This is a genomic window from Flavobacterium defluvii (assembly GCF_900129555.1).
In the GTDB taxonomy this organism is placed as follows: Bacteria; Bacteroidota; Bacteroidia; order Flavobacteriales; family Flavobacteriaceae; genus Flavobacterium; species Flavobacterium defluvii.
This window is the reverse complement of record NZ_FQWC01000007.1, coordinates 203,757-227,766: the sequence shown is the minus strand read 5'-3', so window position 1 is coordinate 227,766 and position 24,010 is coordinate 203,757. Positions and strand designations below refer to the sequence as shown.

25 protein-coding genes are annotated in these 24,010 nt (G+C 33.6%); 14 read left to right on the top strand and 11 right to left on the bottom strand.

Annotation, left to right across the window (positions count from 1 at the left end; translation table 11 throughout):
• Positions 1 to 20 precede the first annotated feature (20 nt).
• From BUC29_RS16030 to BUC29_RS16005, 6 genes are all read right to left on the bottom strand, one after another.
• A complete protein-coding gene (locus tag BUC29_RS16030; RefSeq protein WP_073417179.1) occupies positions 21 to 638 on the bottom strand; it encodes a hypothetical protein in 618 nt (205 codons plus the stop codon).
• A 134-nt stretch (positions 639 to 772) separates the two neighbouring features.
• Positions 773 to 1,165 (bottom strand): ACT domain-containing protein, encoded by a 393-nt coding sequence (locus BUC29_RS16025; RefSeq protein WP_073417178.1) that lies wholly within the window; start codon positions 1,163 to 1,165, stop codon positions 773 to 775.
• Positions 1,166 to 1,289: 124 nt separating this feature from the next.
• Positions 1,290 to 1,907 carry a hypothetical protein gene (locus BUC29_RS16020; protein ID WP_073417229.1) on the bottom strand — a complete coding sequence of 206 codons (618 nt, stop codon included), beginning with the start codon at positions 1,905 to 1,907 and terminating at the stop codon, positions 1,290 to 1,292.
• 129 nt (positions 1,908 to 2,036) lie between these two features.
• Positions 2,037 to 3,908 (bottom strand): M1 family metallopeptidase, encoded by a 1,872-nt coding sequence (locus BUC29_RS16015; RefSeq protein ID WP_073417177.1) that lies wholly within the window; start codon positions 3,906 to 3,908, stop codon positions 2,037 to 2,039.
• Between the two features lie 219 nt (positions 3,909 to 4,127).
• Positions 4,128 to 5,708: an NADP-dependent glyceraldehyde-3-phosphate dehydrogenase gene (locus BUC29_RS16010; RefSeq protein WP_073417176.1), complete on the bottom strand. Its 1,581-nt coding sequence runs from the start codon at positions 5,706 to 5,708 to the stop codon at positions 4,128 to 4,130.
• 75 nt (positions 5,709 to 5,783) lie between these two features.
• Positions 5,784 to 6,095: a rhodanese-like domain-containing protein gene (locus BUC29_RS16005; RefSeq protein ID WP_057120946.1), complete on the bottom strand. Its 312-nt coding sequence runs from the start codon at positions 6,093 to 6,095 to the stop codon at positions 5,784 to 5,786.
• 493 nt (positions 6,096 to 6,588) lie between these two features.
• Between BUC29_RS16005 and BUC29_RS16000 the strand changes: the two genes are divergently transcribed.
• A complete protein-coding gene (locus BUC29_RS16000; RefSeq protein ID WP_073417175.1) occupies positions 6,589 to 7,230 on the top strand; it encodes a Crp/Fnr family transcriptional regulator in 642 nt (213 codons plus the stop codon).
• Between the two features lie 187 nt (positions 7,231 to 7,417).
• Complete coding sequence (locus BUC29_RS15995; protein WP_073417174.1) at positions 7,418 to 8,203, top strand: sulfite exporter TauE/SafE family protein; 786 nt, start codon at positions 7,418 to 7,420, stop codon at positions 8,201 to 8,203.
• Positions 8,204 to 8,260: 57 nt separating this feature from the next.
• Here BUC29_RS15995 and BUC29_RS15990 read toward each other — a convergent pair whose 3' ends face one another.
• From BUC29_RS15990 to BUC29_RS15970, 5 genes are all read right to left on the bottom strand, one after another.
• Positions 8,261 to 8,698: a hypothetical protein gene (locus BUC29_RS15990; RefSeq protein WP_073417173.1), complete on the bottom strand. Its 438-nt coding sequence runs from the start codon at positions 8,696 to 8,698 to the stop codon at positions 8,261 to 8,263.
• Positions 8,698 to 9,147 carry a Panacea domain-containing protein gene (locus BUC29_RS15985; RefSeq protein ID WP_073417172.1) on the bottom strand — a complete coding sequence of 150 codons (450 nt, stop codon included), beginning with the start codon at positions 9,145 to 9,147 and terminating at the stop codon, positions 8,698 to 8,700. Before BUC29_RS15985 ends, BUC29_RS15990 begins: the two co-directional genes overlap by 1 nt.
• A 428-nt stretch (positions 9,148 to 9,575) precedes the next feature.
• Entirely contained in the window at positions 9,576 to 10,652 is a 1,077-nt protein-coding gene (gene cydB / locus BUC29_RS15980; protein WP_073417171.1) for a cytochrome d ubiquinol oxidase subunit II, read from the bottom strand.
• A 2-nt stretch (positions 10,653 to 10,654) separates the two neighbouring features.
• Positions 10,655 to 12,001, bottom strand: coding sequence for a cytochrome ubiquinol oxidase subunit I (locus tag BUC29_RS15975; RefSeq protein ID WP_073417228.1), 1,347 nt, complete (start codon positions 11,999 to 12,001; stop codon positions 10,655 to 10,657).
• A 377-nt stretch (positions 12,002 to 12,378) separates the two neighbouring features.
• On the bottom strand, positions 12,379 to 12,969 hold the full coding sequence (locus tag BUC29_RS15970) for an HD domain-containing protein (RefSeq protein WP_073417170.1): 591 nt from the start codon (positions 12,967 to 12,969) through the stop codon (positions 12,379 to 12,381).
• A 200-nt stretch (positions 12,970 to 13,169) separates the two neighbouring features.
• Between BUC29_RS15970 and BUC29_RS15965 the strand changes: the two genes are divergently transcribed.
• From BUC29_RS15965 to trpD, 12 genes are all read left to right on the top strand, one after another.
• Complete coding sequence (locus BUC29_RS15965; protein WP_073417169.1) at positions 13,170 to 14,585, top strand: MBL fold metallo-hydrolase; 1,416 nt, start codon at positions 13,170 to 13,172, stop codon at positions 14,583 to 14,585.
• 126 nt (positions 14,586 to 14,711) lie between these two features.
• Positions 14,712 to 15,275, top strand: a complete 564-nt coding sequence (locus BUC29_RS15960; RefSeq protein ID WP_073417168.1) for a YeeE/YedE family protein — start codon at positions 14,712 to 14,714, stop codon at positions 15,273 to 15,275.
• A 10-nt stretch (positions 15,276 to 15,285) separates the two neighbouring features.
• Positions 15,286 to 15,765, top strand: coding sequence for a DUF6691 family protein (locus BUC29_RS15955; RefSeq protein WP_139260534.1), 480 nt, complete (start codon positions 15,286 to 15,288; stop codon positions 15,763 to 15,765).
• Between the two features lie 24 nt (positions 15,766 to 15,789).
• Positions 15,790 to 16,308 (top strand): GNAT family N-acetyltransferase, encoded by a 519-nt coding sequence (locus BUC29_RS15950; protein WP_073417167.1) that lies wholly within the window; start codon positions 15,790 to 15,792, stop codon positions 16,306 to 16,308.
• Positions 16,309 to 16,780: 472 nt separating this feature from the next.
• Positions 16,781 to 17,242, top strand: coding sequence for a MarR family winged helix-turn-helix transcriptional regulator (locus BUC29_RS15945; protein WP_073417166.1), 462 nt, complete (start codon positions 16,781 to 16,783; stop codon positions 17,240 to 17,242).
• Between the two features lie 4 nt (positions 17,243 to 17,246).
• Complete coding sequence (locus BUC29_RS15940; RefSeq protein WP_073417165.1) at positions 17,247 to 17,879, top strand: NAD(P)H-dependent oxidoreductase; 633 nt, start codon at positions 17,247 to 17,249, stop codon at positions 17,877 to 17,879.
• A gap of 31 nt (positions 17,880 to 17,910) precedes the next feature.
• Positions 17,911 to 18,477 carry a YceI family protein gene (locus tag BUC29_RS15935; protein ID WP_073417164.1) on the top strand — a complete coding sequence of 189 codons (567 nt, stop codon included), beginning with the start codon at positions 17,911 to 17,913 and terminating at the stop codon, positions 18,475 to 18,477.
• A 203-nt stretch (positions 18,478 to 18,680) separates the two neighbouring features.
• Positions 18,681 to 19,958: a hypothetical protein gene (locus BUC29_RS15930; protein WP_073417163.1), complete on the top strand. Its 1,278-nt coding sequence runs from the start codon at positions 18,681 to 18,683 to the stop codon at positions 19,956 to 19,958.
• A 301-nt stretch (positions 19,959 to 20,259) separates the two neighbouring features.
• The gene (locus BUC29_RS15925) at positions 20,260 to 21,660 is read left to right on the top strand and encodes an anthranilate synthase component I family protein (protein ID WP_073417162.1); all 1,401 of its coding nucleotides are present in this window, start codon (positions 20,260 to 20,262) and stop codon (positions 21,658 to 21,660) included.
• A gap of 86 nt (positions 21,661 to 21,746) precedes the next feature.
• Positions 21,747 to 22,190: a hypothetical protein gene (locus BUC29_RS15920; RefSeq protein WP_073417161.1), complete on the top strand. Its 444-nt coding sequence runs from the start codon at positions 21,747 to 21,749 to the stop codon at positions 22,188 to 22,190.
• Positions 22,191 to 22,279: 89 nt separating this feature from the next.
• Positions 22,280 to 22,846: an anthranilate synthase component II gene (locus BUC29_RS15915; RefSeq protein WP_073417160.1), complete on the top strand. Its 567-nt coding sequence runs from the start codon at positions 22,280 to 22,282 to the stop codon at positions 22,844 to 22,846.
• A gap of 152 nt (positions 22,847 to 22,998) precedes the next feature.
• Positions 22,999 to 23,991 carry an anthranilate phosphoribosyltransferase gene (gene trpD, locus BUC29_RS15910; RefSeq protein ID WP_073417159.1) on the top strand — a complete coding sequence of 331 codons (993 nt, stop codon included), beginning with the start codon at positions 22,999 to 23,001 and terminating at the stop codon, positions 23,989 to 23,991.
• Positions 23,992 to 24,010: the final 19 nt, after the last annotated feature.

The following is a 24,010-nucleotide window of genomic DNA, read 5'->3' as shown; positions in this document are numbered from 1 at the left end:
AAAATTTTGAAAATTGAAAATTATATTGCTTTAGTAAAATAAGCTTCCTTGTTATTTTCTGTTATTTTTTCAACTCCGTTTTCTCCTTGTTTCGCAATGTTAATAGCTCTTATAACCTTAGAACTCTCGTCGAAATTACAATCCCATATAGTACCGTTAGATAAGATAATGGCAGAATATAAAGAATCTGACCTTTCATTATTGAAATATACAATCTTTTCAGTTCTAATTAACTTCTTCACTTTTGTTTTGCGATCCTGCTCGTAAAATGAAAGTTTATCATTGCTTACTTCGACTAGTTTGTCTGCTTTTTTATTTTTAAAATCTTCTTTAGCATTTACAGTCCAATTTGGTTTATCGCCTGTATACAGCCATGTTCCATTTATTTTTTTTAAAATATCTTTTCTAAGTACTTCTTTTAAAGTGTCTATTTTTTTTAAAGACTCTTGTGCAATTTCATTTTCGGGATTAATTTTTGAAGCAATAGAAAATTCGTCAAGAGCTTTGACATAGTCCGATTTTTTAAAATAGGAAACTGCCAGTTCGTACTTGTTCTTTTGGAATTTCTCCTTTGGGTCATTTTGCGATATACTTTTTACTGAAAAAAGCAAAACGATGAGAATTAAATAATTTTTCATGATTGGGGCGTTTGTTTTTTACTTTTCAAACATACCAATATTATTTTTTTTCTTTTTAGGATTTAACGTAAATTAAACAATTTTCTTTAAAAAAAACACAAGCGAAACTAAGACATTTTGGTTCAATACTGTTTTTAGTTTGAAAATGCGTTTAAGATTTTCATAGCTTTTTCTGCATCATTTTTATTGACAAAAATATGATCGTGATAAAATGCAGCAACGACATTACAGCTTATTCCTTTCTCCGAAAGTGCTTTTGAAAATGCTGCTGTTAAACCCACGGCTTCCAGTGATGAATGCACTGTAAGCGTAATCCATGCCATTACAACAGAATAATCTAATTTTAGCTTCTGAGCGGTTTCTTCTCTTACAATTAAAGTTATGCCCTCTTCTTCTCTAAAAAACATTTCAATTTTTTCTAAATCAAAATTTTCCAGTTTATCAACTTTGCAAAAAACAAAATCTCCTGATTTTTGTTCAGGTTTCATCGTTTTAAGCAGTTTTTCCAAATCTTTTTCTCCAGACATTTATAATTTATTTTGAATGTATTTATTTTAATACAAATCTAAGCTTTATAAAATAGTTAAAGTCAAATACCGGGAATAAAAAAAGAGAATCAATTTTAGATTCTCTTTTCTGCTTTTTAAATAATTATTTCGCTTTTGTATAATATACTTCTTTATTATTTGTCTCAATTTTTTCTACTCCTTTTCTGCCTTTTTTTGCAATATTAATAGCCCTTAAAACGGTATTATTTTCATCCAAATAATAATCCCAAATTTTACCGTCAGATAATATAATGGCCGAATACAAATCATCTGCCCTGTCATTATTAAAATAAACCAGATCTTCTGTTTTAATTAGGGTTTTTATTTTTGATTTACGATCCTGTTTATAAAATAAAATTTTGTCCTGATTTACCTCAATCAGCTCGTCATTGTTTTTCTCTTTGAATTCTTTATGAGAATCGACTGTCCAGATTGGCTTGTTACCGGTCATTATCCAGGTTCCGCTTATTTTTTCCAGAATTTCTTTTCTTAAGATATCTTTTAAAGTATCTATTTCTTGTAACGAATTTATAGCTATCTCCGTTTCGGGTTTAATCTTTGACGCAATAGAAAACTGCTCCAAAGCTTTTATATAATTTGATTTCTTTAAATAAGAAACAGCTAATTCGTATTTATTTTTTTGAAACTTCTCTTTATCAGCATTTTGAGATTTTGTAGTTACTGAACAGAAAAAAATGATAAGAATTAAAAAATTTTTCATTGGTTTTTTAAGCATTTGAATACCGCAAACGTAATGAATATTTTTAAAAATGTAGGTTTTTACTTATTTTTTAACAATAAAAAAATAACCGCTTCGAAAAGCGGTTATAAATATAGTTAAGTCAAATAATTATTTAGAATTCCATGTATTATTATCTGGTGTTGCATCCATAAAAATTCCACCATCGAGAGTAACTTTCTTAATTTGTTTTTTAGTGTTTAAAGCTACTGAAATCGATTTTTGGTTTTTCTCCCAAACAACCGGTGTCTGATGAATTGTTTCTGTTGAATTGTCTGCATAAATAATATTTACATCAAACGGAATGGCAAAACCTCCTTTGTTTTCTACAGAAATTGTATTTTTTGAAACCTGTTTCACAGAAAGGTCAATATAATTGTTTGTAAAAAACCAGTTATTGAAAAACCAATTGAGATTTTTTCCTGAGCCTGTATTCATCGAATTGAAATAATCCCACGGAATTGGATGTTTACCGTTCCATGTATTCATATAATGATGAAGCGATTTTTTGAATAAATCATCGCCAAGTAAGTCTTTTAAGGCGATATAAGAAAGAGAAGCTTTTCCGTAAGAGTTATTTCCGTAACCCGGCCCGGAAACCTGAGTAGACATTGAGATAATAGGCTGATCTTCTTCTGTAGATTTGTCGTTAATATATTGCTCAACTCGAAATTCTTTATAGAATTTATCAGCAGCTTCTTTACCGTGTTCGGCAATTCCAATTAAATATTCAAAAGTTGTTGCCCAGCCTTCGTCCATAAAAGCATAACGTGTTTCGTTGATTCCCATGAAAAATGGAAAATAAGTGTGTGCTACTTCGTGATCCTGAACTAATTGTGCAAATTTTGGATCATCCATTTGAGAATCGTTACACATCATCGGATATTCCATATCGGCAAATCCCTGAAAAGCTGTCATTTTCGAAAACGGATAAGGAATTCCCGGCCAGTTGTTTGAAAACCAATCCAAAGCGTATTGGTTGTTTTTAACTGAATTCACAAAATCAGTTCCTTTTATATCATAAGCCGCCTGAACACTTGCACGGCGATTTGTTTTTTTGTCAACCACAACGCTGCTCGCATCCCATAAATAATGATCACTTAAACCAAAACATACATCAGAAATGTTTTTGGCTTCAAATTTCCAGACATTCCACTCGTTTTGTTTTGTTACCAAACCGTTTTTCATTTCCTGTTCGTTTGCGATATGCAGAATTTCATCTGTTACATACGACTTTTTCAAACGCGCTGCAAATTCGGGCTGTAAAACCTCATCAGGATTTAAGAAATCTCCAGTTGCATAAACCACATAATTTTTTGGTGTCTTTACAGAATAAATATAATCATTAAAGTCATTGTAAAACTCCTGACGATCAGTATGCGGAATTCTGTCCCAGCCGTTATAGTCATCAAAAACAGTTACACGCGGATAACTATAAGCTACAAAAAAAGTAGTTTCGTCAATTTGTCCTTCTCTTCCGCTTTCTTTCGATAAAGGATAATTCCAATCGATATTGATTGTTATTTTAGAATGCGGTGCAATGGCTTTTTTTAGCTTTACATTTCCAACAGTTCCCCAGCCTCTGGCATCTTCTTTATACACTTCGCCGGCAATTTTTAAAGAAGTAATGGTTAATCCGTTACTTAAAAAATCATCGCTTACATTTCCGCTTCTTGGAGCAGATGGTTTGTGAAGATTATTTACAAAACGAATTGGTAAATTTCTTAAACTGTCATTGCTGTTATTTTCATAAACAATTGTTTCAGTTCCGCTTACAATTTTTGTTTTGGCATCTACAGTAATATCCATAGTATATGTACCATGGTTTTGCCAATAGTTTTTTCCTGGTTTTCCATCTGTTGAACGGGTTCCTTTAGCATAAGCCTCTTTAATATTTCTTGGCATATAAAGCTCTTGTGAAAAGCCTGTTTGTGCCAAAAACAAAAATGCAATACATGCAAATTGTAATAGTCTTTTTTTCATAAGCTGGTTTTTGGTTTTATAAAATTTAAGTGTTTTATAATAAGACCGTATTTTTAAAATAAAGTTACAAAATTGATAAAATTTATCTTCCAGGTTATAAAATCAAAAAACTTAGCGACTTAGAACCTTAGCATCTTAGTAACTTAGAAGCTAAAAAAGAAAAACCGTCTAATTCAAAAAGAAAAAGACGGCGTCTACAATTAATATATAACCTTGATACTACAAAATATAATCGGTATTAATGAAATTTGATTCTTTGCTGTTTAGCAATTCCTGCAAAATTTCATTGTTATAAGCGATATCTTTTGAAGCGACAAACGTACGAATTGAGAAAGAACGCAAAGCATCTGGAATACTTAAAGTACCAACAGCAGAATCTTTACGACCTGTAAACGGGAAAGCATCCGGACCTCTTTGGCAAGAGCTGTTTAAGTTCACACGGCACACTAAATTTACCAAAGCATCGATAAGCGGTGCAAGAGTTTTAATATCTTTTCCAAACAAACTTACCTGCTGCCCGTAGTTAGATTCGGCCATATCTTCAAGTGGTTCCTGAATATCTTTAAAAGAAATAATTGGAACTACAGGACCAAACTGCTCTTCGTGATACACACGCATTTTGTTGTTTACCGGATATAAAACTGCCGGAAATATATAGTTATCTGTGTGTTTTCCTCCTTTTTCATTCAGTACTTTTGCGCCTTTGCTTGTCGCATCGTCAATTAATCCCTGAATGTATTTTGGTTTATCCGTTTCCGGAAGCGGTGTTAAAGCCGCACCTTTATCCCACGGATTTCCGAATGGTAATGCATCTACTTTTTCAGAGAATCTTCTGTTAAATTCTTCTGCGATAGATTCGTGAACATATAATACTTTTAAAGCCGTACAACGCTGTCCATTAAAAGATAAAGTTCCTGTAATACATTCCTGAATTGCCAAATCTAAATCGGCATCCGGAAGGATAATTGCAGGGTTTTTAGCTTCAAGACCCAAAATTAAACGTAATCTATTTTTATTTGGATGCTGATCTTGTAAAGCAATCGCCGATTTACTATTTCCAATTAATGCCAAAACATCAATTTTTCCTGATTTCATAATTGGAGAAGCTACTTCTCTTCCTCTACCGTAAACGATATTGATAACCCCTTTTGGAAAACTGCTTCTAAAAGCCTCCAATAATGGAGAAATACATAAAACACCATGTTTTGCAGGTTTAAAAATCACGGTGTTACCCATAATTAAAGCCGGAATTAACAATGAGAAAGTTTCATTTAACGGATAATTGTATGGTCCAAGACACAAAACAACTCCAAGAGGCCCGCGGCGAATCATAGCGTTTACACCCTGCACTTTTTCAAAATGTGCGCTGCGTCCGTTTAATTCTTTATAACTGGCAATTGTGTCGTAAATATATTCGACAGTTCTGTCAAATTCTTTTTGAGAATCACCAAGGTTTTTTCCAATCTCCCACATTAAAAGTTTTACCACTTCTTCGCGGGTTTCTTTCATCTGCGTAACAAAATTTTCCATGCATTTAATACGATCAGCAACTTTCATTGTTGGCCATAATCCTTGTCCTTTATCATAGGCAGCATTTGCAGCTTCTACAACTTCTGCAGCTTCGGCTTCGGCCATAAAAGGAATGGAACCTAATAAAGTAGGTGTGTATTTTTCTGTAGAAGAAATAGTCGAAAAAACAGGTGTGGTTTGCCCTGTCCATTGTTTTAATTCTCCATTTACAAGGTAGGTATCTTGATTTATAAGGCTTTTAATTTCAAATTCTTCAGGAATTAAACTCATAATCTGGTAATTTTTATTTGGTTATTAATAGCATTTTAATGAAAAAAGAGGCTTTTTTTCGCCTCTTCTTCATTTTTATGGTTGTACGGTTTCGCCTTCCCAATCCAGGATTCCGCCTAGCAGATTATAGGCATTTTCTATGCCTAACTCATTCATAATCTGACATGCTTTAGCGCTTCTTGCTCCAGAACGGCAATACACGTAGTAGTTTTTATTTTTATCTAATTCTTCGATTTCATAAATAAAACCCTGACCTTTATTGATATCAATGTTTACAGCATTTTCAATATAGCCATCATTAAATTCGTCTTCAGTTCTTACGTCCAGTATAACTGCATTCTCGTCAGCAGCCAGCTGATTAACCCAATCTTCTTGTGATAAATTCATAATATGTGTTTTTTGTAAAATTACGACGTTTCTATTAATTAAAAACGTTCTAAATGCGATTTCGATTATTATTCTCAGAAAACGTTTTAGAGAAAGTATTATAATCAGTGAATTACAAATTTACTTACTATTTTTAAAAATATAGTCTGCAAAATCGATAGAAAATAGGATTTTTTCATTTGCACAAAACACCCTTAAATATAGTTTTCTGACAATTATTACCATTTCAAACTATTATCTTTGTAAAAAATTATAATTTTTAATCTCTTTTTGATAAAAGTATTCGTCACAAATTTCACGAATTTATTTCTGGAATTTTGTAAAATCTGTGTCAAAAAAACAAATTTCAACACATAGAAACATAGATTAAATTTTAAGTAAAGTTCAAAATAGATAATATATTATCAACACATAGCTATGTGCATTTATGAAAGTGAAACGCCTTTATCGAGTTTCAAAATCCTATGTCTCTATGTGTTTAAAAATACAATAAATGCAAAATTCATTAAAAAATATCTTTCCTAATTTCTCAAGTGAACTTATTGCTACAATTGAAGAAAACGGAAGCCATCAGGATTTTGAGGCAGGAACTATTTTAATGCGTACCGGACAATACATTAAAAACACGGTTTTGATTACTAAAGGCAAGATCAAAATTTATCGTGAAGGCGAAGATGGCGGCGAATTTTTAATGTATTATCTCCAGCCGGGACAAGCCTGCGCTATTTCTATGATTTGTACCGCAAAGAGCGAAAAAAGCCAGATTATGGCAAAAGTTGTCGAAGATGTTTCAGTAATGATGATCCCGCTACAAATGATGGACAAATGGATGATGGAGCACCGTTCCTGGTATGAATTTGTTATTGAAACCTATAGAAGCCGTTTTGAAGAAGTTCTGGAAGTTGTCGATAATATCGCTTTCCGTTCTATGGACGAACGTTTAGAGTTTTATTTAAAAAAACATTCTGATGCCTGCGGATGCTCTGAAGTTAATCTTTCACATCAGGAAATCGCAACTGAATTGAACACTTCACGTGAAGTGGTTTCCAGATTACTCAAAAAAATGGAACAACGCGGTTTGGTCAAACTTAATCGAAATCAGATTGAGTTATTAAACACAAATTTCACTAATTAACACAGATTTGATTATTGAAAAATGTCAGTTCGAGCGAAGTAGAGAACCCGCAAAGTATTTCGACTTCGCTCAATATGACATCTGACTTCGTGTTAATTAGTGAAATTTGTGTTTAATAATTCTTTCTGTGATAAATGTTACTGTAGGTTTCTAATTTCCGAAGCAACTTTGCATAAAAATAAATGCAATGGAATATTTAGGATATTTTGCTTCGATTATAATCGGGATTTCGCTGGGCTTAATTGGCGGCGGCGGATCTATTCTGACCATTCCTATTTTGGTTTATCTTTTTAAAGTAAATCCTGATCAGGCCACTTCTTATTCTTTATTTATTGTTGGATTAACCGCTTTATTCGGAAGTTACAGCCATTATAAAATGGGGAATTTGAAATTGAAATCGGCACTTTATTTTGCCATTCCGTCTGTGATTTCGATTTTGATAATCCGCGAAGTAATATTTCCTCAAATTGCGGCAACACTTTTTTCAATTGCTTCATATACGGTTTCAAAAGATTTTCTGATAATGATTGTCTTTTCGGTTTTAATGATAACCGCAGCAATTTCGATGATTCGAAAAAACCTTCCTGAAATAAAAAGTACCGAAACCAATTATATTCAATTAAGTATCATCGGCTTTTTAGTGGGAATTGTAACCGGATTTCTTGGAGCCGGCGGCGGATTTTTGATTATTCCGGCACTTTTGTTTTTTGCCAAATTACCAATGAAACAAGCCGTTGGAACTTCATTATTGATTATTACAATTAATTCCTCAATAGGTTTTGGAGGTGATTTATATATTGGAACTCCAATCGATTATACTTTTTTATTAGGCGTTTCGGGAATGGCTCTTTTAGGAATGCTTATTGGAAGCCAGCTTTCTAAAAAAATTAACGGCGCAAAATTAAAACCGCTTTTTGGCTGGTTTGTTCTCATAATGGGATTTTATATAATTGCTAAAGAGGTTTTGTTTTAGTTTTACTTGTAGACAATCTTTGTCAAAGTTTAAAACTTTGACAAAGATTAAAACTATTTATACCGTTTTCTTTTCAGCAGTTTTGGCATTTGGTTTTCTGTAAAATAAATATCTTAAAACCAAAGTATAAAAAGTAAAAATTGAAGTTGTTAAAGTGCCAACCACAAACAAAAATTCTGTTTGCGATAAAATAAAGAATTTATAAGATGCACCCGCTCCATGCAGTAAAATAACAAGAGCAATAAAAATAGCCCATCTTGAGGAAAAAATAAAAGCTTTTTTGGCATTTTCTTGTCTAAGCTTTCGCTCCAGACTTTCATTTGCTTGTTCGATTTCAAACCTTTTCAATTCAATATATTCCGAATGACTTTTCGGATCATAAGGTCTCATTAAATGATCTTCTTTTTCAGCTTCTTTCGTTACATCTTTCGGAACATTAATAATATCGTTTCCTAAAGCGCTTTGCGGTAATTTTTCTGCTAAAGTTTTTTCCATTAACTATTTAGTTTTTCCTTATAATATTCTCTAATTAAATCATTTCCGATAACAGCATCCTGCGTTCCGTCCCAAGTCTGCGACCACGGACTTCCCTCTTCATGCGTCAATGCCGAGAGCTGTAATCCCGATAAACCTTTATAATTGTCCCAGATTTTTTTCAGGAATTCTTTGTCTTCTTCTTTTAATGGAGTTTTGGCATAAATATTCAACAAAAACGGATCAACAGGATCTTTCCCAAACATTCGTATGGCATAATACAAATCCGGAATAACCGCTCCGTATTTCCATGCCTGGATTTCATTGTCAAAAAGGGGCTCTCCGGTGATTCCCAAATGCCATCCATCAGAAATATAAGTAAGCTTTAGCAATTTCATTGGGTCAAGTCCCATGCCTTCTTCTTTTGCCAATTCTATGAAGTACTTCGCTATATCAAAACAATTATACATCTTTCAAAATTTTAATTATTTCTCTTCTAACAAAACTAAGAAAAAGGAAATCAAATACAATATTTGGAAAAATTATATTAAAGAAATTTAATATGAAATATTTGGACGTTTCCTCCGGCCGGGCTATCCGCTATATCTTTTTGTTTTTAAAGAAAAAACAAAAAGGATACCGCTTCTATCCCTAACGCACACTCAGGTAAAATGACGTTTTTTGGTTTTAATATTATTAATGAATTGCCTCCGGCTTTAGCTGGAGGTAAACAAATGTATACAAAAAAGGCTTTAGCCAAAAAACGCAAAGTTTGGCTAAAGCCCAATTCAAATCTCAACAAAAAACCTCCAGTTAAAACTGGAGGCTATTGATGTAATTAATTCGTGAATTGCTTCGCCTGTTCGCTATCGCTCGAGTCGTGACTAAAAAACAAATATCAATGCTCCCCATACCCGACATCATCCATTTTACCACTAAAAACTCTATATTGAATAACAAAATAAACTATCACCAAAAACAAAGCGATAAAAAACCAGCTCAATCCGGCATTCAATCCGTATTCGTGAGCGGCTGTATTGTAGATTGTTAGCGACGGATTTACTTTATTAGTCGAAGGCAGAACATTCGGAAAAATCGAAACGGCTGTTGAAGCAAATCCACCCACTAAAAAGAAAGTCGAAAACATAAATCCGTAACCGTCTTTTTGAAACGAACGTACTTTAAATAATCCCAAAATTCCAACGAAAGTCAAAAGCGGAAAAAACCAAAGAATTGGATTTTCAACGAAATTATGAAACGGTTTTGGCTCGATAAAATGCCAAACCTGCAAGGATATACAAACTAAAACCAGCAGAACAATATTCAATACAAAAACCACATTTTTAAGTTTTGGGTTTAAAGATGAATTTGTTTTATAAATAATCCAGTTTGCACCGTGAATCGTTAATGCAACAACACTTACTATTCCCAAAAAAAGCGTAAACCAGTCGATAATTCCCAATTCATTTGCCTGCGGACTAAAAGTCGGGTTCCATAAAGGAAGAAAGAAATAATGCGCTTCCTGAGTTGAAACGCCATTTTGAACCATTCCTAGATTTACACCGCGAACAATATTTCCTAGGGCAATTCCGAAGAAAAGTGCCAAAAGTAAACTCGCAATTCCAAAAGCTTTATCCCAGATACTTTCCCACATATGGTGATGCACTTGTCCGCGCATTTCTAAACCTACTGCACGGAAAATCAAAAGCCATAAAATCATAATCAAAGGCAGATAAAATCCGCTGAAAGATGACGCATATAAAGTTGGAAAAGCAAAAAACAAAACACCTCCGGCCGCAATCAGCCAAACTTCATTAGCATCCCAAAACGGACCAATCGAATTTGTAATTACTTTTTTATCTCTTTCTGTATCGGCAAAAAATAAATGAATAATTCCTGCACCAAAATCATAACCGTCTAAAACCAGATAAACGGCCAGAATTCCCATTAAAACTATGTACCAAAAAAATTCCATACTTATATTTTTTCTGTTGAAAGTTCCACATGATGCGGTCCTTTATTTATAATTTTTCCAATCAAAAGTAAAAACAACATTCCCAGTAAAAGGTATAAACCAATGAAACCAAGTAATGTAAATAACGTATTTCCGGATGAAACTGTAGGCGATGCACCGGATGCGGTTCTCAGTAAATTATAAACCAGCCATGGCTGTCTTCCTAATTCTGCAGTATACCAGCCTGTTGTATTGGCGATATAAGGAAACGGCATCATGAACATTAATGACCATAAAATCCATTTGGTTTCGAATAATTTTCCTCTAATTAATTGGAAAAGCGAAAGAACCATTAAACCGATAAATACAGTTCCGAGTCCCACCATAATATGATACGCATAATACAATCCCGAAATATTGGTTGGATGCAAATCTTCTTCAAACTGATCTAAACCTTTAATTTCCTGATTCCAGTTTCCGTAAGTCAGGAAACTCAGAATATTAGGAACAGCAATTTTATTATCGAGTTTTTTATCTTTTACATCGGGCTGACCTATTAAAACAATTTCAGAACCTTTTTTCTCGGTATGAAAAATTCCTTCCATTCCGGCGAAAGTTACGGGTTGGTATTTCACAACATTTTTGGCCAGTAAATCTCCAGTAGGAACTGCAACAACAATACTCGAAATCAATCCGAAAATAACTCCTGTTTTCAAGAACAATTTCCCAAAAGAAACATTCTTTTTACTCAAAATATAAAAAGCTCCAATTCCGGCCACAACAAAGGAACTTGTTACAAGTGATGCAGCCTGGTTGTGCAGATAAGAAGGCCAAAGCCAAGGATTTAAAAACAAAGCCTGAAAATTATTCAGCACAAATTTTCCGTTTTCAAGGATTTCATAACCCACCGGATTCTGCATCCAGGAATGTGTGGCAATGATTAAAAATCCGCTGGCCCAGGAACCAATCATAATTAATAATCCGGTTACAAAATGCCATTTATGTCCGAGAAGTTTTTCTCCAAATAGAAATAAACCTAAGAAAGACGATTCGAGAAAAAAGGAAAACATTCCTTCCATGGCGAGGGTTTGTCCTATGATTCCCCCAGTCAATTCGGAGAATTTTGCCCAGTTGGTTCCAAACTGAAACTCCATCGGAATTCCTGTTACAACGCCCATTGCAAAATTGAGGGCAAAGATTTTCATCCAGAAATGGGTAGCGTGATTGTATTGTTCGTTTTTAGTTTTTAGATATTTCCACTTAAAGTAAACAATAATGAGCGAAAGACCCATTGTAAGTTGTGGAAAAAGATAATGAAACGTAATCGTGAAGGCAAATTGCATTCGATCATAAAAGAGCATTTCTTCCATAATGGTAATTTGTTTATGAAGTTCTACAAATTTAACCATTACAACCCGAATTGTTGTTGTTAAAAAGAAGTTTATCGCTTGATATTTGTGAAACTTTTCAACAATTTAAATGTGCAAACTGCACTTATGTTTTAAGCCAAAGTTTGTCATTTCGACCGAAGGGAGAAATCGCACGAGAAACTCCAAAGATTGGAGACATACGTTGCGGAATACCGCGTGTGATTTCTCCCTTCGGTCGAAATGACAATATTATGTATAGGTTTGCGTGATTAAACATAGCCCGTGGTTTCAACCACGGGAGACATATTGTGATATGCATTGTGTTCCTGCGGTTGAAACCGCAGGCTATGTTTGATTGATTAAGTAATTATTATTGATTATTTCTCCAAAATCCCCTTTTCTACACTTTCGTTAATCAAACCTTCAGCATAATTCCATATTGATTCTGAACCATTTCTAATAACGCTTTTCTTTTCGTAAACTTTATCATATTTTACGTTAAACTCTTTCCATGTTCCGCCATTGTTAGACGTATTTTGTAATAAAGGTTCTAATCTGTCCATAGATCTTGCAAATTTGGCTTCGTTGGTCTCTCCCGCTTCAAATTCTTCCCAAATAGCGATAAAATCTTCCGATTGCTTTTTGGGCAGTAAACCAAAAATTCTATTCGCCGCCAATCGTTCTTCATCTGTATTATCGTGATTTTTTACTGTATCGTACATAAAAACATCCCCAGCATCGATTTCTACAATATCATGAATCAAAACCATTTTTACGACTTTCAAAATATCAATAGGTTCATTAGAATGCTCGGCCAGAACAATTGCCATTAAAGCCAGATGCCAGCTGTGTTCTGCGTCATTTTCGCATCGGTCGCTATTAAAGAGCTTCGTTTTTCGCTGAATATATTTTACTTTATCAATTTCTTTTATAAAAGCAATTTGATTTAATAAATCTTCTGTGTTCATTTTTATTTAGTTTAAAATGATATTCGTCATTTGCAAAATTAAAGCTTAAGGCGTAATTGCTCAAGTTTAAATTAATTAATATAACGCCTCATGAGAAAATCAATGTTTTTTACACAAAAATCAAATTTCTGTAACATAAGTCACCTATTTTAAAAGAAAACAAAGTTATCTTTGTATCCCATCATTTTTCAATTCATATCATGAAAATAGAACAAATTTACACCGGATGCCTCGCACAAGGTGCATACTATATAACTTCAAACGGAGAAGCGGCAATTATTGATCCGCTAAGAGAAATTCAGCCTTATCTGGATCGTTTGGAACGCGATAATGTTAAACTAAAATACATTTTTGAAACACATTTTCACGCCGATTTTGTTTCGGGACATATCGATTTAAGCAAAGAAACTCAGGCTCCAATTGTTTACGGACCAAATGCTGCCTGCGAATTTGACTGCATTTCTGCAAAAGACGGACAGGAATTCAAAATTGGAGATGTAACGATAAAAGCTTTACATACTCCGGGTCATACTATGGAAAGTACCACTTACTTATTGATTGACAAAGACGGAAAAGATCACGCCATTTTTTCTGGTGATACGTTATTTATTGGTGATGTTGGCCGTCCGGATTTGGCGCAAAAAGCTGCCGGAATGACTCAGGATCAATTAGCCGGAATTTTATTTCATTCCTTAAGAGATAAAATTATGACTTTAGCCGATGACGTAATTGTTTATCCTGCGCACGGTGCTGGAAGTGCCTGCGGAAAAAACATGAGTAAAGAAACTGTTTCGACTATCGGAAATCAAAAAGCAACAAATTATGCTTTGCGCGCTAATATGACCGAAGCTGAATTTATTAAAGAAGTAACCGACGGTTTACTTCCTCCTCCAGCCTATTTCAGCATGAACGTTGCCATGAACAAAGGCGGTTATGAAAGCTTTGAAACTGTTTTGCATAACGGAATGAAAGAAATTAAAGCCGAAGAATTTGAGGCTGTTGCCGAAGAAACCGGAGCTTTGATTTTAGACACTCGTAAAAGCGGTGACTTTGCCAAAGGATTTATTCCGCAATCTATTAATATTGGAATCAATGGTGATTTTGCTCCTTGGGTTGGTACTTTAATTGGAAATGTAAAACAACCTATTATACTAGTAACCGAATTGGGTCTTGAAGAAGAAACCGTAACACGTTTAAGTCGTGTTGGTTTTGATACTATTATTGGTCATCTTGAAGGCGGTTTCGAAGCGTGGGAAAAAGCCGGTTTTGAAATTGATACCATAAACCGAATTTCGGCAGAAGAATTTGCTGCTAAGTTTAATCTTAAAGAAGATAAAGTTGTTGATGTTCGTAAAGAAACCGAATATGAAGCAGAGCATATTGAAGATGCTTACAGCAAACCCTTGGCTTATATTAATGACTGGGTAAAAGATATTAATCCGAATGAGCATTTTTACCTGCATTGCGCCGGCGGTTATCGCAGTATGATAGCAGCTTCGATTTTGCAAGCGCGTGGTTTCAGGAATTTTAGCGAAATTGACGGTGGTTTTGGAGCTATCGCAAAAACTGAAATTCCAAAATCAGATTTCGTTTGCCAGAGTAAAGTATTAAAATAATTTTAAAGAGGCTAAGCTGCTAAGATGCAAAGGTTCTGAGTTTTTTTTACTTTTAAACTTAATTAATCAGAATCTTAAATAAGCCTTAGTAACTTAGAATCTTAGCACCTTATAACCTTAAAAAAAATGCTAGAAATCATTAAAGAACCTTGGCCTTGGTATGTAGCAGGTCCGTTAATTGGATTAACTGTTCCTATTTTATTAATTATAGGAAATAAATCTTTCGGGATTAGTTCTTCCCTTCGTCATATTTGTGCGGCTTGTATTCCCGCAAATATTTCGTTTTTTAAATACGACTGGAAAAAAGAAAGCTGGAACTTATTTTTCGTTTTGGGAATATTTTTCGGTGGCGTTATTGCTGCTTACTTTTTATCAAATCCAAATGATATTCAAATTACGCCAGAACTTTCAAATCAATTAGCCTCTTATGGAATTACAGATCATACGGGATTAGTTCCTTCACAATTATTTTCGTGGGAAAGTTTAGTAACGCTTCGCGGATTTATTATGATTATTGCAGGCGGATTTTTAGTAGGTTTTGGAACTCGTTATGCAGGCGGATGCACGAGCGGACACGCTATTATGGGATTATCAAATTTACAATGGCCATCATTGGTAGCTACCATCTGTTTTATGATTGGCGGTTTTGTAATGTCACTTTTGATTTTACCTTATATTCTTTCACTTTAAAATTTGACAAATGAGCAATTTAGAAAATAAAAATATAGACGGCGAAGGAATTAATGCAAGTCACAAAAACGAAAATGCATTAGCAAATCTTAAATATTTAATCGTCGGAATCTTTTTCGGAATTGTATTCGTAAAAGCCGAAATTATCAGCTGGTTCCGTATTCAGGAAATGTTTCATTTGCAGTCATTTCATATGTATGGGGTAATTGGAAGCGCTGTTGTAGTTGGCGTAATTTCAGTATTTCTGATTAAAAAATTCAACGTCAAAACTCTTGATGGAGAAAAAATCGAAATTCAGCCTAAGACTTTCAATAAAGGACAAATTTATGGCGGATTATTATTTGGTTTTGGATGGGCAATTACCGGAGCATGTCCGGGACCGCTTTTTGCCCAAATTGGAACTGGAGCAACTGTAATTGTAGTTACATTGTTAAGTGCTATTGCAGGAACCTGGTTTTATGGTTTGATAAAAGATAAACTGCCTCATTAATTCCTTATAAAGTTAAATCTAAAAATGGATTCTACAGAAAAACTAGTATTAAGAAAAGCTGCTATTACTGAAATACCTGTAATATGGAAAATACTGCAGGATGCAATTGAACAAAGAAGATTAGACGGAAGTACACAATGGCAGGACGGTTACCCTAATGAGCTTTCTATTAAAAATGATATAGATAATGGTTACGGTTACGTATTAACAGAAAATGAATCGATTTTGTGTTATGCTGCTATTATTTTCGACAAAGAACCTGCTTACGAAGGTATCGAGGGCAAATGGCTGAGCAATGGCGATTATACTGTTGTACATCGCGTAGCAGTTTCAAAATTGGCAAAAGGAAAAGGGATCGCCACAAAACTATTTGAAAGTATTGAAGGTTTAGCTCTTGAAAATAATATTTACAGCATAAAGGTAGATACCAATTTTGATAATGTTCCGATGCTGAAAATTTTGGATAAATTAAAATATACATATTGTGGTCAGGTCTATTTTAGAGGCGGTGCCAGAAGAGCTTATGAAAAACAACTAATTTAATTCTTTATTTAAATAATATATTTAAACCCCGACAGGTTTCTGGAAAACCTGTCGGGGTTTTTATTTCGTTTGCCTGCGTGAGGGATTGAGCTAAGCTACCGAAGTAGCAGCGAAAGCCCGACAGCATCCCGATAAGAGGGCGTATAAGCGCAAAGTTGTTTTGCCCTCTTATCGGGATGGTGGCACGCCCCTATTATTAAAATTTTGAATTTGATTTTGTAAAAATGCATATTTTGAATTGTAAGAACTCCATTAGAATCCAAAACATTGCACAAGTTGAAATAAGCCATTTTAATTTTAAGTTAAATATCATTATGTCAGCGTTTTAAAACTAAAAATATGCTATTTTTATTCTAGTTTTATTTTATTGAGAATCAGCAATATTTCAAATTAACAAAAAATTAACACAACATTTGTATATACAACTATTAAAGTTTATACATTTGTATATACAAATTATACACTTACGACTATGACAATTGAAGAGGTTATTAAGAGTACGGTTAAGATGGATAATGCGAAAAAAGTTATTCTGAACATTATGTACACACAAAATGTGATTCAGGATCATTTCAGCGAAATAATGAAACCGTATGATCTGTCTGGAGAACAATATAATGTGCTGCGTATATTAAGAGGACAAAAAGGAAAACCTGCTAATATGTGTGTGATACAAGAACGTATGCTGGCTAAAACAAGCAACACTACCCGATTAGTTGACAAATTATTATTGAAGGAATTTGTGACAAGAAATGTTTGTCCCGGAAACCGCCGCAAGATCGAGGTTTTAATTACACAAAAAGGACTGGATGTTTTAAAAGAATTAGATCCAAAGGTAGACGAGCACGAGCGTATGTTTGCCGACAATATAAGTCAGGAAGAATTAGAATTATTAAATAAATTATTAGAAAAATACCGAACCCAACAAAATTAATATTATGAGCACATTATTAGAGAATTTAAATTGGAGATATGCAACTAAAAAATATGATGCATCTAAAAAAATATCTTCTGCAGATTTAAATACTATTAAAGAAGCTGTTAGATTAGCTGCTTCTTCATACGGATTACAGCCTTATAAAGTTGTTATCGTCGAAAATCCTGAAATTAGAGAACAATTAAAAGCAGCTGCTTACGGACAAACACAACTTACAGATGCTTCTCAAATTTTTGTTTTTGCAAATGACTTAAACACCGGAGAAGAATCTGTAGCCGCTTACATCAAAAACATTAGCGAAACAAGAGGTATTCCTACCGAAGCTTTAGGTGGCTTTGCAGATATGATGAACGGCGTGATTTCAAATTTATCACAGGATGCTAAAAATATCTGGACAGCAAAACAAACTTATATTGCTTTAGGAACATTATTAGCTGCAGCATCTGAATTAAAAATAGATGCTACACCTATGGAAGGTTTCAACGCGGCAGAATTCAACAGAATCTTAGGTTTCGATAAACTTGGCTTAAATGCTGCTGTTATTGCTGCTGTAGGGTACAGACATGATGAGGATGACGCTCAGCATTTCAAAAAAGTTAGAAAATCTCACGAGGAATTATTTATCACTATATAATTATTATTAATCAAATTCAAATTTTAACAACATGAAAAATTTAAAAACAATTGCAATTGCATTATTCGTAGCAGCTGCTGGTATCTCAGTAAACGCTCAAACTAAAAAAATCGACGTAAAAGCTTCTACTATTAAATGGGTAGGTAAAAAAGTAACTGGAGAGCACTCTGGAACAGTAAACTTTAAAGAAGGTGCTGTAGTTTTCAAAGGAAAAAAATTAGTTGGAGGAAGCTTTACAGTTGATATGACTTCTTTAACTTCTACAGATTTAACTGGAGAATACCAAGGTAAATTAAACGGTCACTTAAAAGCTGACGATTTCTTTGGAACTGAAAAATTCCCAACTTCAAAATTAGTTTTCAAAAAAATTGGTGCTAAATCTGCTGACGTTTATACTGTAACTGCTGATTTAACTATCAAAGGAATCACTAAACCTGTAACTTTTGATATTACTGTAGCTGGAAACACTGCAACAACTGCTTTTAAAGTAGACAGAACTAAATACGATATTAAATATGGTTCTGGAAGTTTCTTCGAAGGTTTAGGAGATAAAACTATCAATGACGAATTTGAATTAACTGTAGCTTTAAAATTCTAATTTCAGGCTTACTAATTCATATATAAAGAAAAACCCCAATAGTTAATTCTATTGGGGTTTCTTTTTTTTATTATCCTTTTCATAAACATAACATTCTTAACCGTAAAATAACGCTTTCATAATAACTATGCCCGTATTGATTAACATTCGGGGTCTAATTTTGAGGAATTAAAAATCCAAAACTAGACATTAAAATTATAGCTATGAAAACAAAAATACGTGTTATAATTATTACACTTTTAAGCACTTTTTTTCTACAAGCCCAGCAGCAGGCAAAAGGAATTATTGGTACTAATAACTGGATGAACAACTGGACCAATTTTAATCCTGCTAAACAAGAATACAGCGAAGCTACGAATATAATTGCGGGAACAATCGACAAAGACACAAGATTGGTAAAGCGAAATACTTATCAATTAGTCGGAATTGTCTATGTAACCAATAATGCAATCTTAACTATTGAGCCAGGAACAGTAATTCGAGGCGATGATAAAACCTGCGGTACACTTGTAGTTACAAATGGAGCAAAAATTGTAGCCGAAGGTTTAGAAACTGATCCAATTGTTTTTACTTCAAACAAAGAAATTGCAGACAGGCGCCCGGGCGACTGGGGCGGAATCATCATTTTAGGAAAAGCACCAATTAACTCACTTGGCGGACTTCATACACTTCCTTTTAATTTAGATCCTATTTTAAATCATTACGGAGGTCAGGATGCCGAAGATAATTCCGGAATTTTAAAATATGTCAGAGTAGAATTTGCCGGCAGAAAATTAAGTTCTGAAAAAGAACTTAACGGACTTTCGTTAGCAGGTGTTGGAAGAAAAACGATTTTAAATAATATTCAAATCAGCTTTTCTAACGACGATTCTTTCGAATGTTACGGTGGAGATTTGAATATGACAAATTTAATTTCGTATAGAACTACAGATGATGATTTTGATTTTACACAAGGCGCACAAATCAATATCAATAATAGTATTGCGATTCGTCATCCTTTTTCATCAGATATTTCAGGCTCAAGATGTTTCGAAGTTGATTCATACGACAAAGTTCAAAACACAGATATGAGCAAAAAAATGACTAAAATTAATGCCAGCAACATTACTTTGGTTAATTTAGAAGAAAACAATCAGGGATTAGTTCGAGAATCTGTTTTTGTTAGAGAAAATACATATTTCAATTTAAGCAATGCCATTGTATCTGGTTTTTCGCCTTTTGTTTTGTTAGAAAGTAACATTGGAAGCGGGAAAGAAAATCTGGCTAAACTGAGTTTCAAAAACATAATTGTAAACAATTGCAATGGCGGAATCACCAGCGAATCTTCTAGCGCAAATGACGAAATTCAAAATTATTACAATCCAAATTCGAATATAGAATACTCAAAATGGAAGAATAGCGAGTTGTTTACACTGCCAAATATCAAAGGAAATCCAGATTTTAGAGCTAATGTAAATAACACTATTGCAATTGGAAATTAAGCTTTTATAAAAAACTCAGAATTCAAAATTTAACAAATTTTAAAAATTCGAAAAGTTTTTTTTGAGATTTTATGTATTCTAATTCAAATTACATTTATATCTTTGTCACATCAAAATAAAGAAATGAGAACAATAATGAACAATACTTGGTGGTGGAAGAATTTACGTCAAACGTCGTGAACGAAGCTTCCTATGGTATTTTCAAAACTATAAATTTAAAAGGCTTGTCATCACGACAAGCCTTTTTTTTTGATCAAAACTTTAGTAGAAAAATATATTAAAACTAAAAAAACAACATACTTTGAAACCGTTTATACTCAACACACATTACAAACAAATTCTGGCAGACACCATTACGCCGGTTAGTATTTATTTTAAAATAAGAGACAAATTCCCTAATAGTTTATTACTGGAAAGTAGTGATTATCACGGAAATGACAATAGCTTTTCGTACATCTGCTGTAACCCGATTGCAACGATTAAAATCGAAAACGAAACAATTTCTAAAACTTTTCCTGACGGAACTTCGGAACAAACTAAAATCGATGCTTCAACAAACATTCCAGAAGTTATTCAGGAATTTTCAAGCAAATTTCAATCAGAAAAAAACGATTTTAAATTCATTAATAACGGTTTATTCGGATACATTTCTTATGATGCCGTTCGTTATTTTGAAAAAGTTTCGATAGCTAAAAAAGATAATGCCACTTCAATTCCGGATGTTTTTTATGCAGTTTATCAAAACATCATTGCAATTAATCACTTTAAGAATGAAGCTTATATTTTCTGCCACAGCGTAGATGGGAAAAACAATATTTCTGAAATTGAACAATTACTGCAGTCAAGAAATATTGCCTCTTATAAATTTTCAAAAGAAGGCGAAGGTTTTTCTAACTTAACCGATGACGAATTCAAACATAACGTCGCTTTAGCTAAAAAACACTGTTTCCGCGGAGATGTTTTTCAATTAGTACTTTCTCGTCGTTTTACACAAGGTTTTAAAGGTGACGAATTCAATGTTTACAGAGCTTTAAGAAGCATCAACCCTTCTCCTTACCTATTCTTTTTTGATTACGGAGATTTCAAAATATTTGGTTCTTCGCCAGAAGCACAAATTATCGTAAAAAACAGAAAAGCCGAAATTCATCCAATCGCCGGAACTTTTAAAAGAACCGGAAATGACGAACGTGATGCACTTTTAGCCAAAGAACTTTCGGAAGATAAAAAAGAAAATAGCGAACACGTAATGCTTGTCGATTTGGCAAGAAACGATTTAAGCAGAAATGGTCACGACGTGAATGTGGAGAAATACAGAGAAGTTCAGTTTTTCTCGCATGTAATTCATTTGGTTTCAAAAGTTACGGGACATTTACATGACAAAGCGACCACAATGCAGGTTGTTGCCGATACTTTTCCTGCAGGAACTTTAAGCGGCGCTCCAAAACACAGAGCGATGCAGTTGATTGAAGATTACGAAAAAACAAATCGTAATTTCTATGGAGGTGCAATTGGTTTCATGGATTTCGACGGAAACTTTAATCACGCGATTATGATACGAACTTTCCTTTCAAAAAACCATCAACTGCATTGTCAGGCCGGTGCGGGAATCGTAGCAAGTTCTGATGAAGAAAGCGAAATGCAGGAAGTGTATAATAAATTAAGAGCGTTGAATACAGCGCTGGAAATGGCTGAGAAAATATAAGTTTTCTTTTATTTCAGGTTTCAAGTTGTTAGAACATGAAACATGAAACCTGAAACAATAACAACAAACTATAAAAACCACAAATTATGAAAAAAGCAATTTCAATTTTAGTTTTAATCATTAGTATAACCGCTTGTAATTCGGAAAAAAAAGAGAATCCAATTAAAGGAACCTGGCGTCTGATATCAGCTGAAACGACAGAAAAAGATTCAACTTTCTCGACTTTTAACCCTAAAACAAAAATGATTAAAATTATAAACGATACACATTTTGCTTTTTTTAATCATGATTTAAATAATGGTAAAGATTCAACAAATGCGGTGTTTTTTGGCGGAGGCGGAAAATATACTTTAAAAGATAGTATTTATACTGAAAATTTAGAGTACTTCAATAATCGTCAATGGGAAAATGGAAAATTTGAGTTTGTTGTAAAAGTTAAAAACGACACCTTAACTCAAAAAGGAGTAGAAAAAGTAGAAAAATTAGGAATCGACCGAATTATTACTGAAAAATACGTTCGAGAAAAATAAAAAAATAGTTTCAAGTTTAAAGTTTCAGGTTTCGCGTTCCAACAACTTGAAACCTGAAACAAAGAAAACCTGAAACAAAAACAAAAGACATGAAAAAAATATTAGTTATAGACAATTACGATAGTTTCACTTACAACTTAGTACACTATCTGGAAGATTTAAACTGTGAAGTAACGGTTTATAGAAACGACGAATTCGAAATTGACGAAATCGCTTCTTTTGATAAAATATTACTTTCTCCTGGCCCAGGAATTCCTGATGAAGCAGGTTTATTAAAAGCTGTAATCGAAAAATACAGCCCAACAAAAAGTATCCTTGGTGTTTGTTTAGGACAACAGGCAATTGGAGAAGTTTTTGGCGGAACGCTTTCTAACCTTGATAAAGTATATCACGGCGTTTCGACAAACGTAAAAACGGTAGTTTCTGATGAGATTTTGTTTGAAGGTTTAGGAAACGAATTTGAAGTTGGAAGATACCATTCGTGGGTTGTTGACAGTAATTTACCCGAAGTTCTAGAAGCAACTTCAATCGACGAAAACGGACAAATTATGTCACTAAGACACAAAAAATTTGACGTAAGAGGCGTTCAGTTTCATCCTGAAAGTGTGCTTACGCCAAAAGGAAAAAGGATTTTGGAGAATTGGATTAAGAGTTAGAAGTTAGTCGAAAGTTTAAAAGTCGAAAGTCATAAAGTCAAATATTAAGAACTTAACCTTTCACATTAAAACTAAAAATTAATCAATTCTAAAAAACGTCAAAAGTGAAGACTTTAAGACCTTCGACTTTCGACTTTAAGACTTAAAAAAAAATGAAAACTATATTAAACAAATTAATCAACCACGAAGTGCTTTCTAAAGAAGAAGCCAAAAACGTTTTGATTAATATCTCAACAGGTCAATACAATCCGAGTCAGATTTCGGCATTTTTGACTGTTTATATGATGCGAAGCATTACGATTGATGAACTTTCGGGCTTTCGCGAAGCATTATTAGAATTATGTATTCGTGTTGATTTATCAGCATACAATACAATCGATTTATGCGGAACGGGCGGTGACGGAAAAGATACTTTCAATATATCAACTTTAGCTTCTTTTGTTTCGGCCGGAGCAGGAATTAAAGTAGCCAAACATGGAAATTACGGTGTTTCTTCTATTTCAGGATCAAGTAACGTAATGGAAAAAATGGGAATTAAATTCAGCAACGATCCTTCATTTTTAGAAAAATGTATCGATCAGGCAGGAATTTGTGTTTTGCACGCTCCACTGTTTCATCCGGCAATGAAAAATGTTGGACCAATTAGAAAAGAATTGGCCGTAAAAACTTTCTTTAATATGCTGGGGCCAATGGTAAATCCATCTTTCCCAAAAAATCAATTGGTTGGAGTTTTCAATTTAGAATTGGCGAGAATGTACGCTTATTTATATCAAAATACAGATGTAAATTTTACCATCTTACATTCGCTTGACGGATATGACGAAATTTCATTAACTGGTCCGACAAAAACCATTTCTAATCATATGGAAGGAATGTTAAATCCAGAAGATTTTGGCGTTAGTTTATTATCTCAGACAGAAATTGAAGGCGGAAAAACTATCGAAGAATCGGCTGAAATCTTTACCAATATTATTTCAGGAAAAGGAACTGAAGCTCAAAATAATGTGGTCTGCGCTAATGCTGCAATGGCAATTGCAACGGTTACAAAATGTTCTCCAAAAGAAGGTTTTGAATTAGCAAAAGAAAGTTTATTATCTGGAAAAGGACATCAGGCATTAAAAAAATTACAAAAACTATCTATTTAAAATAAAAACTTAGTACCTC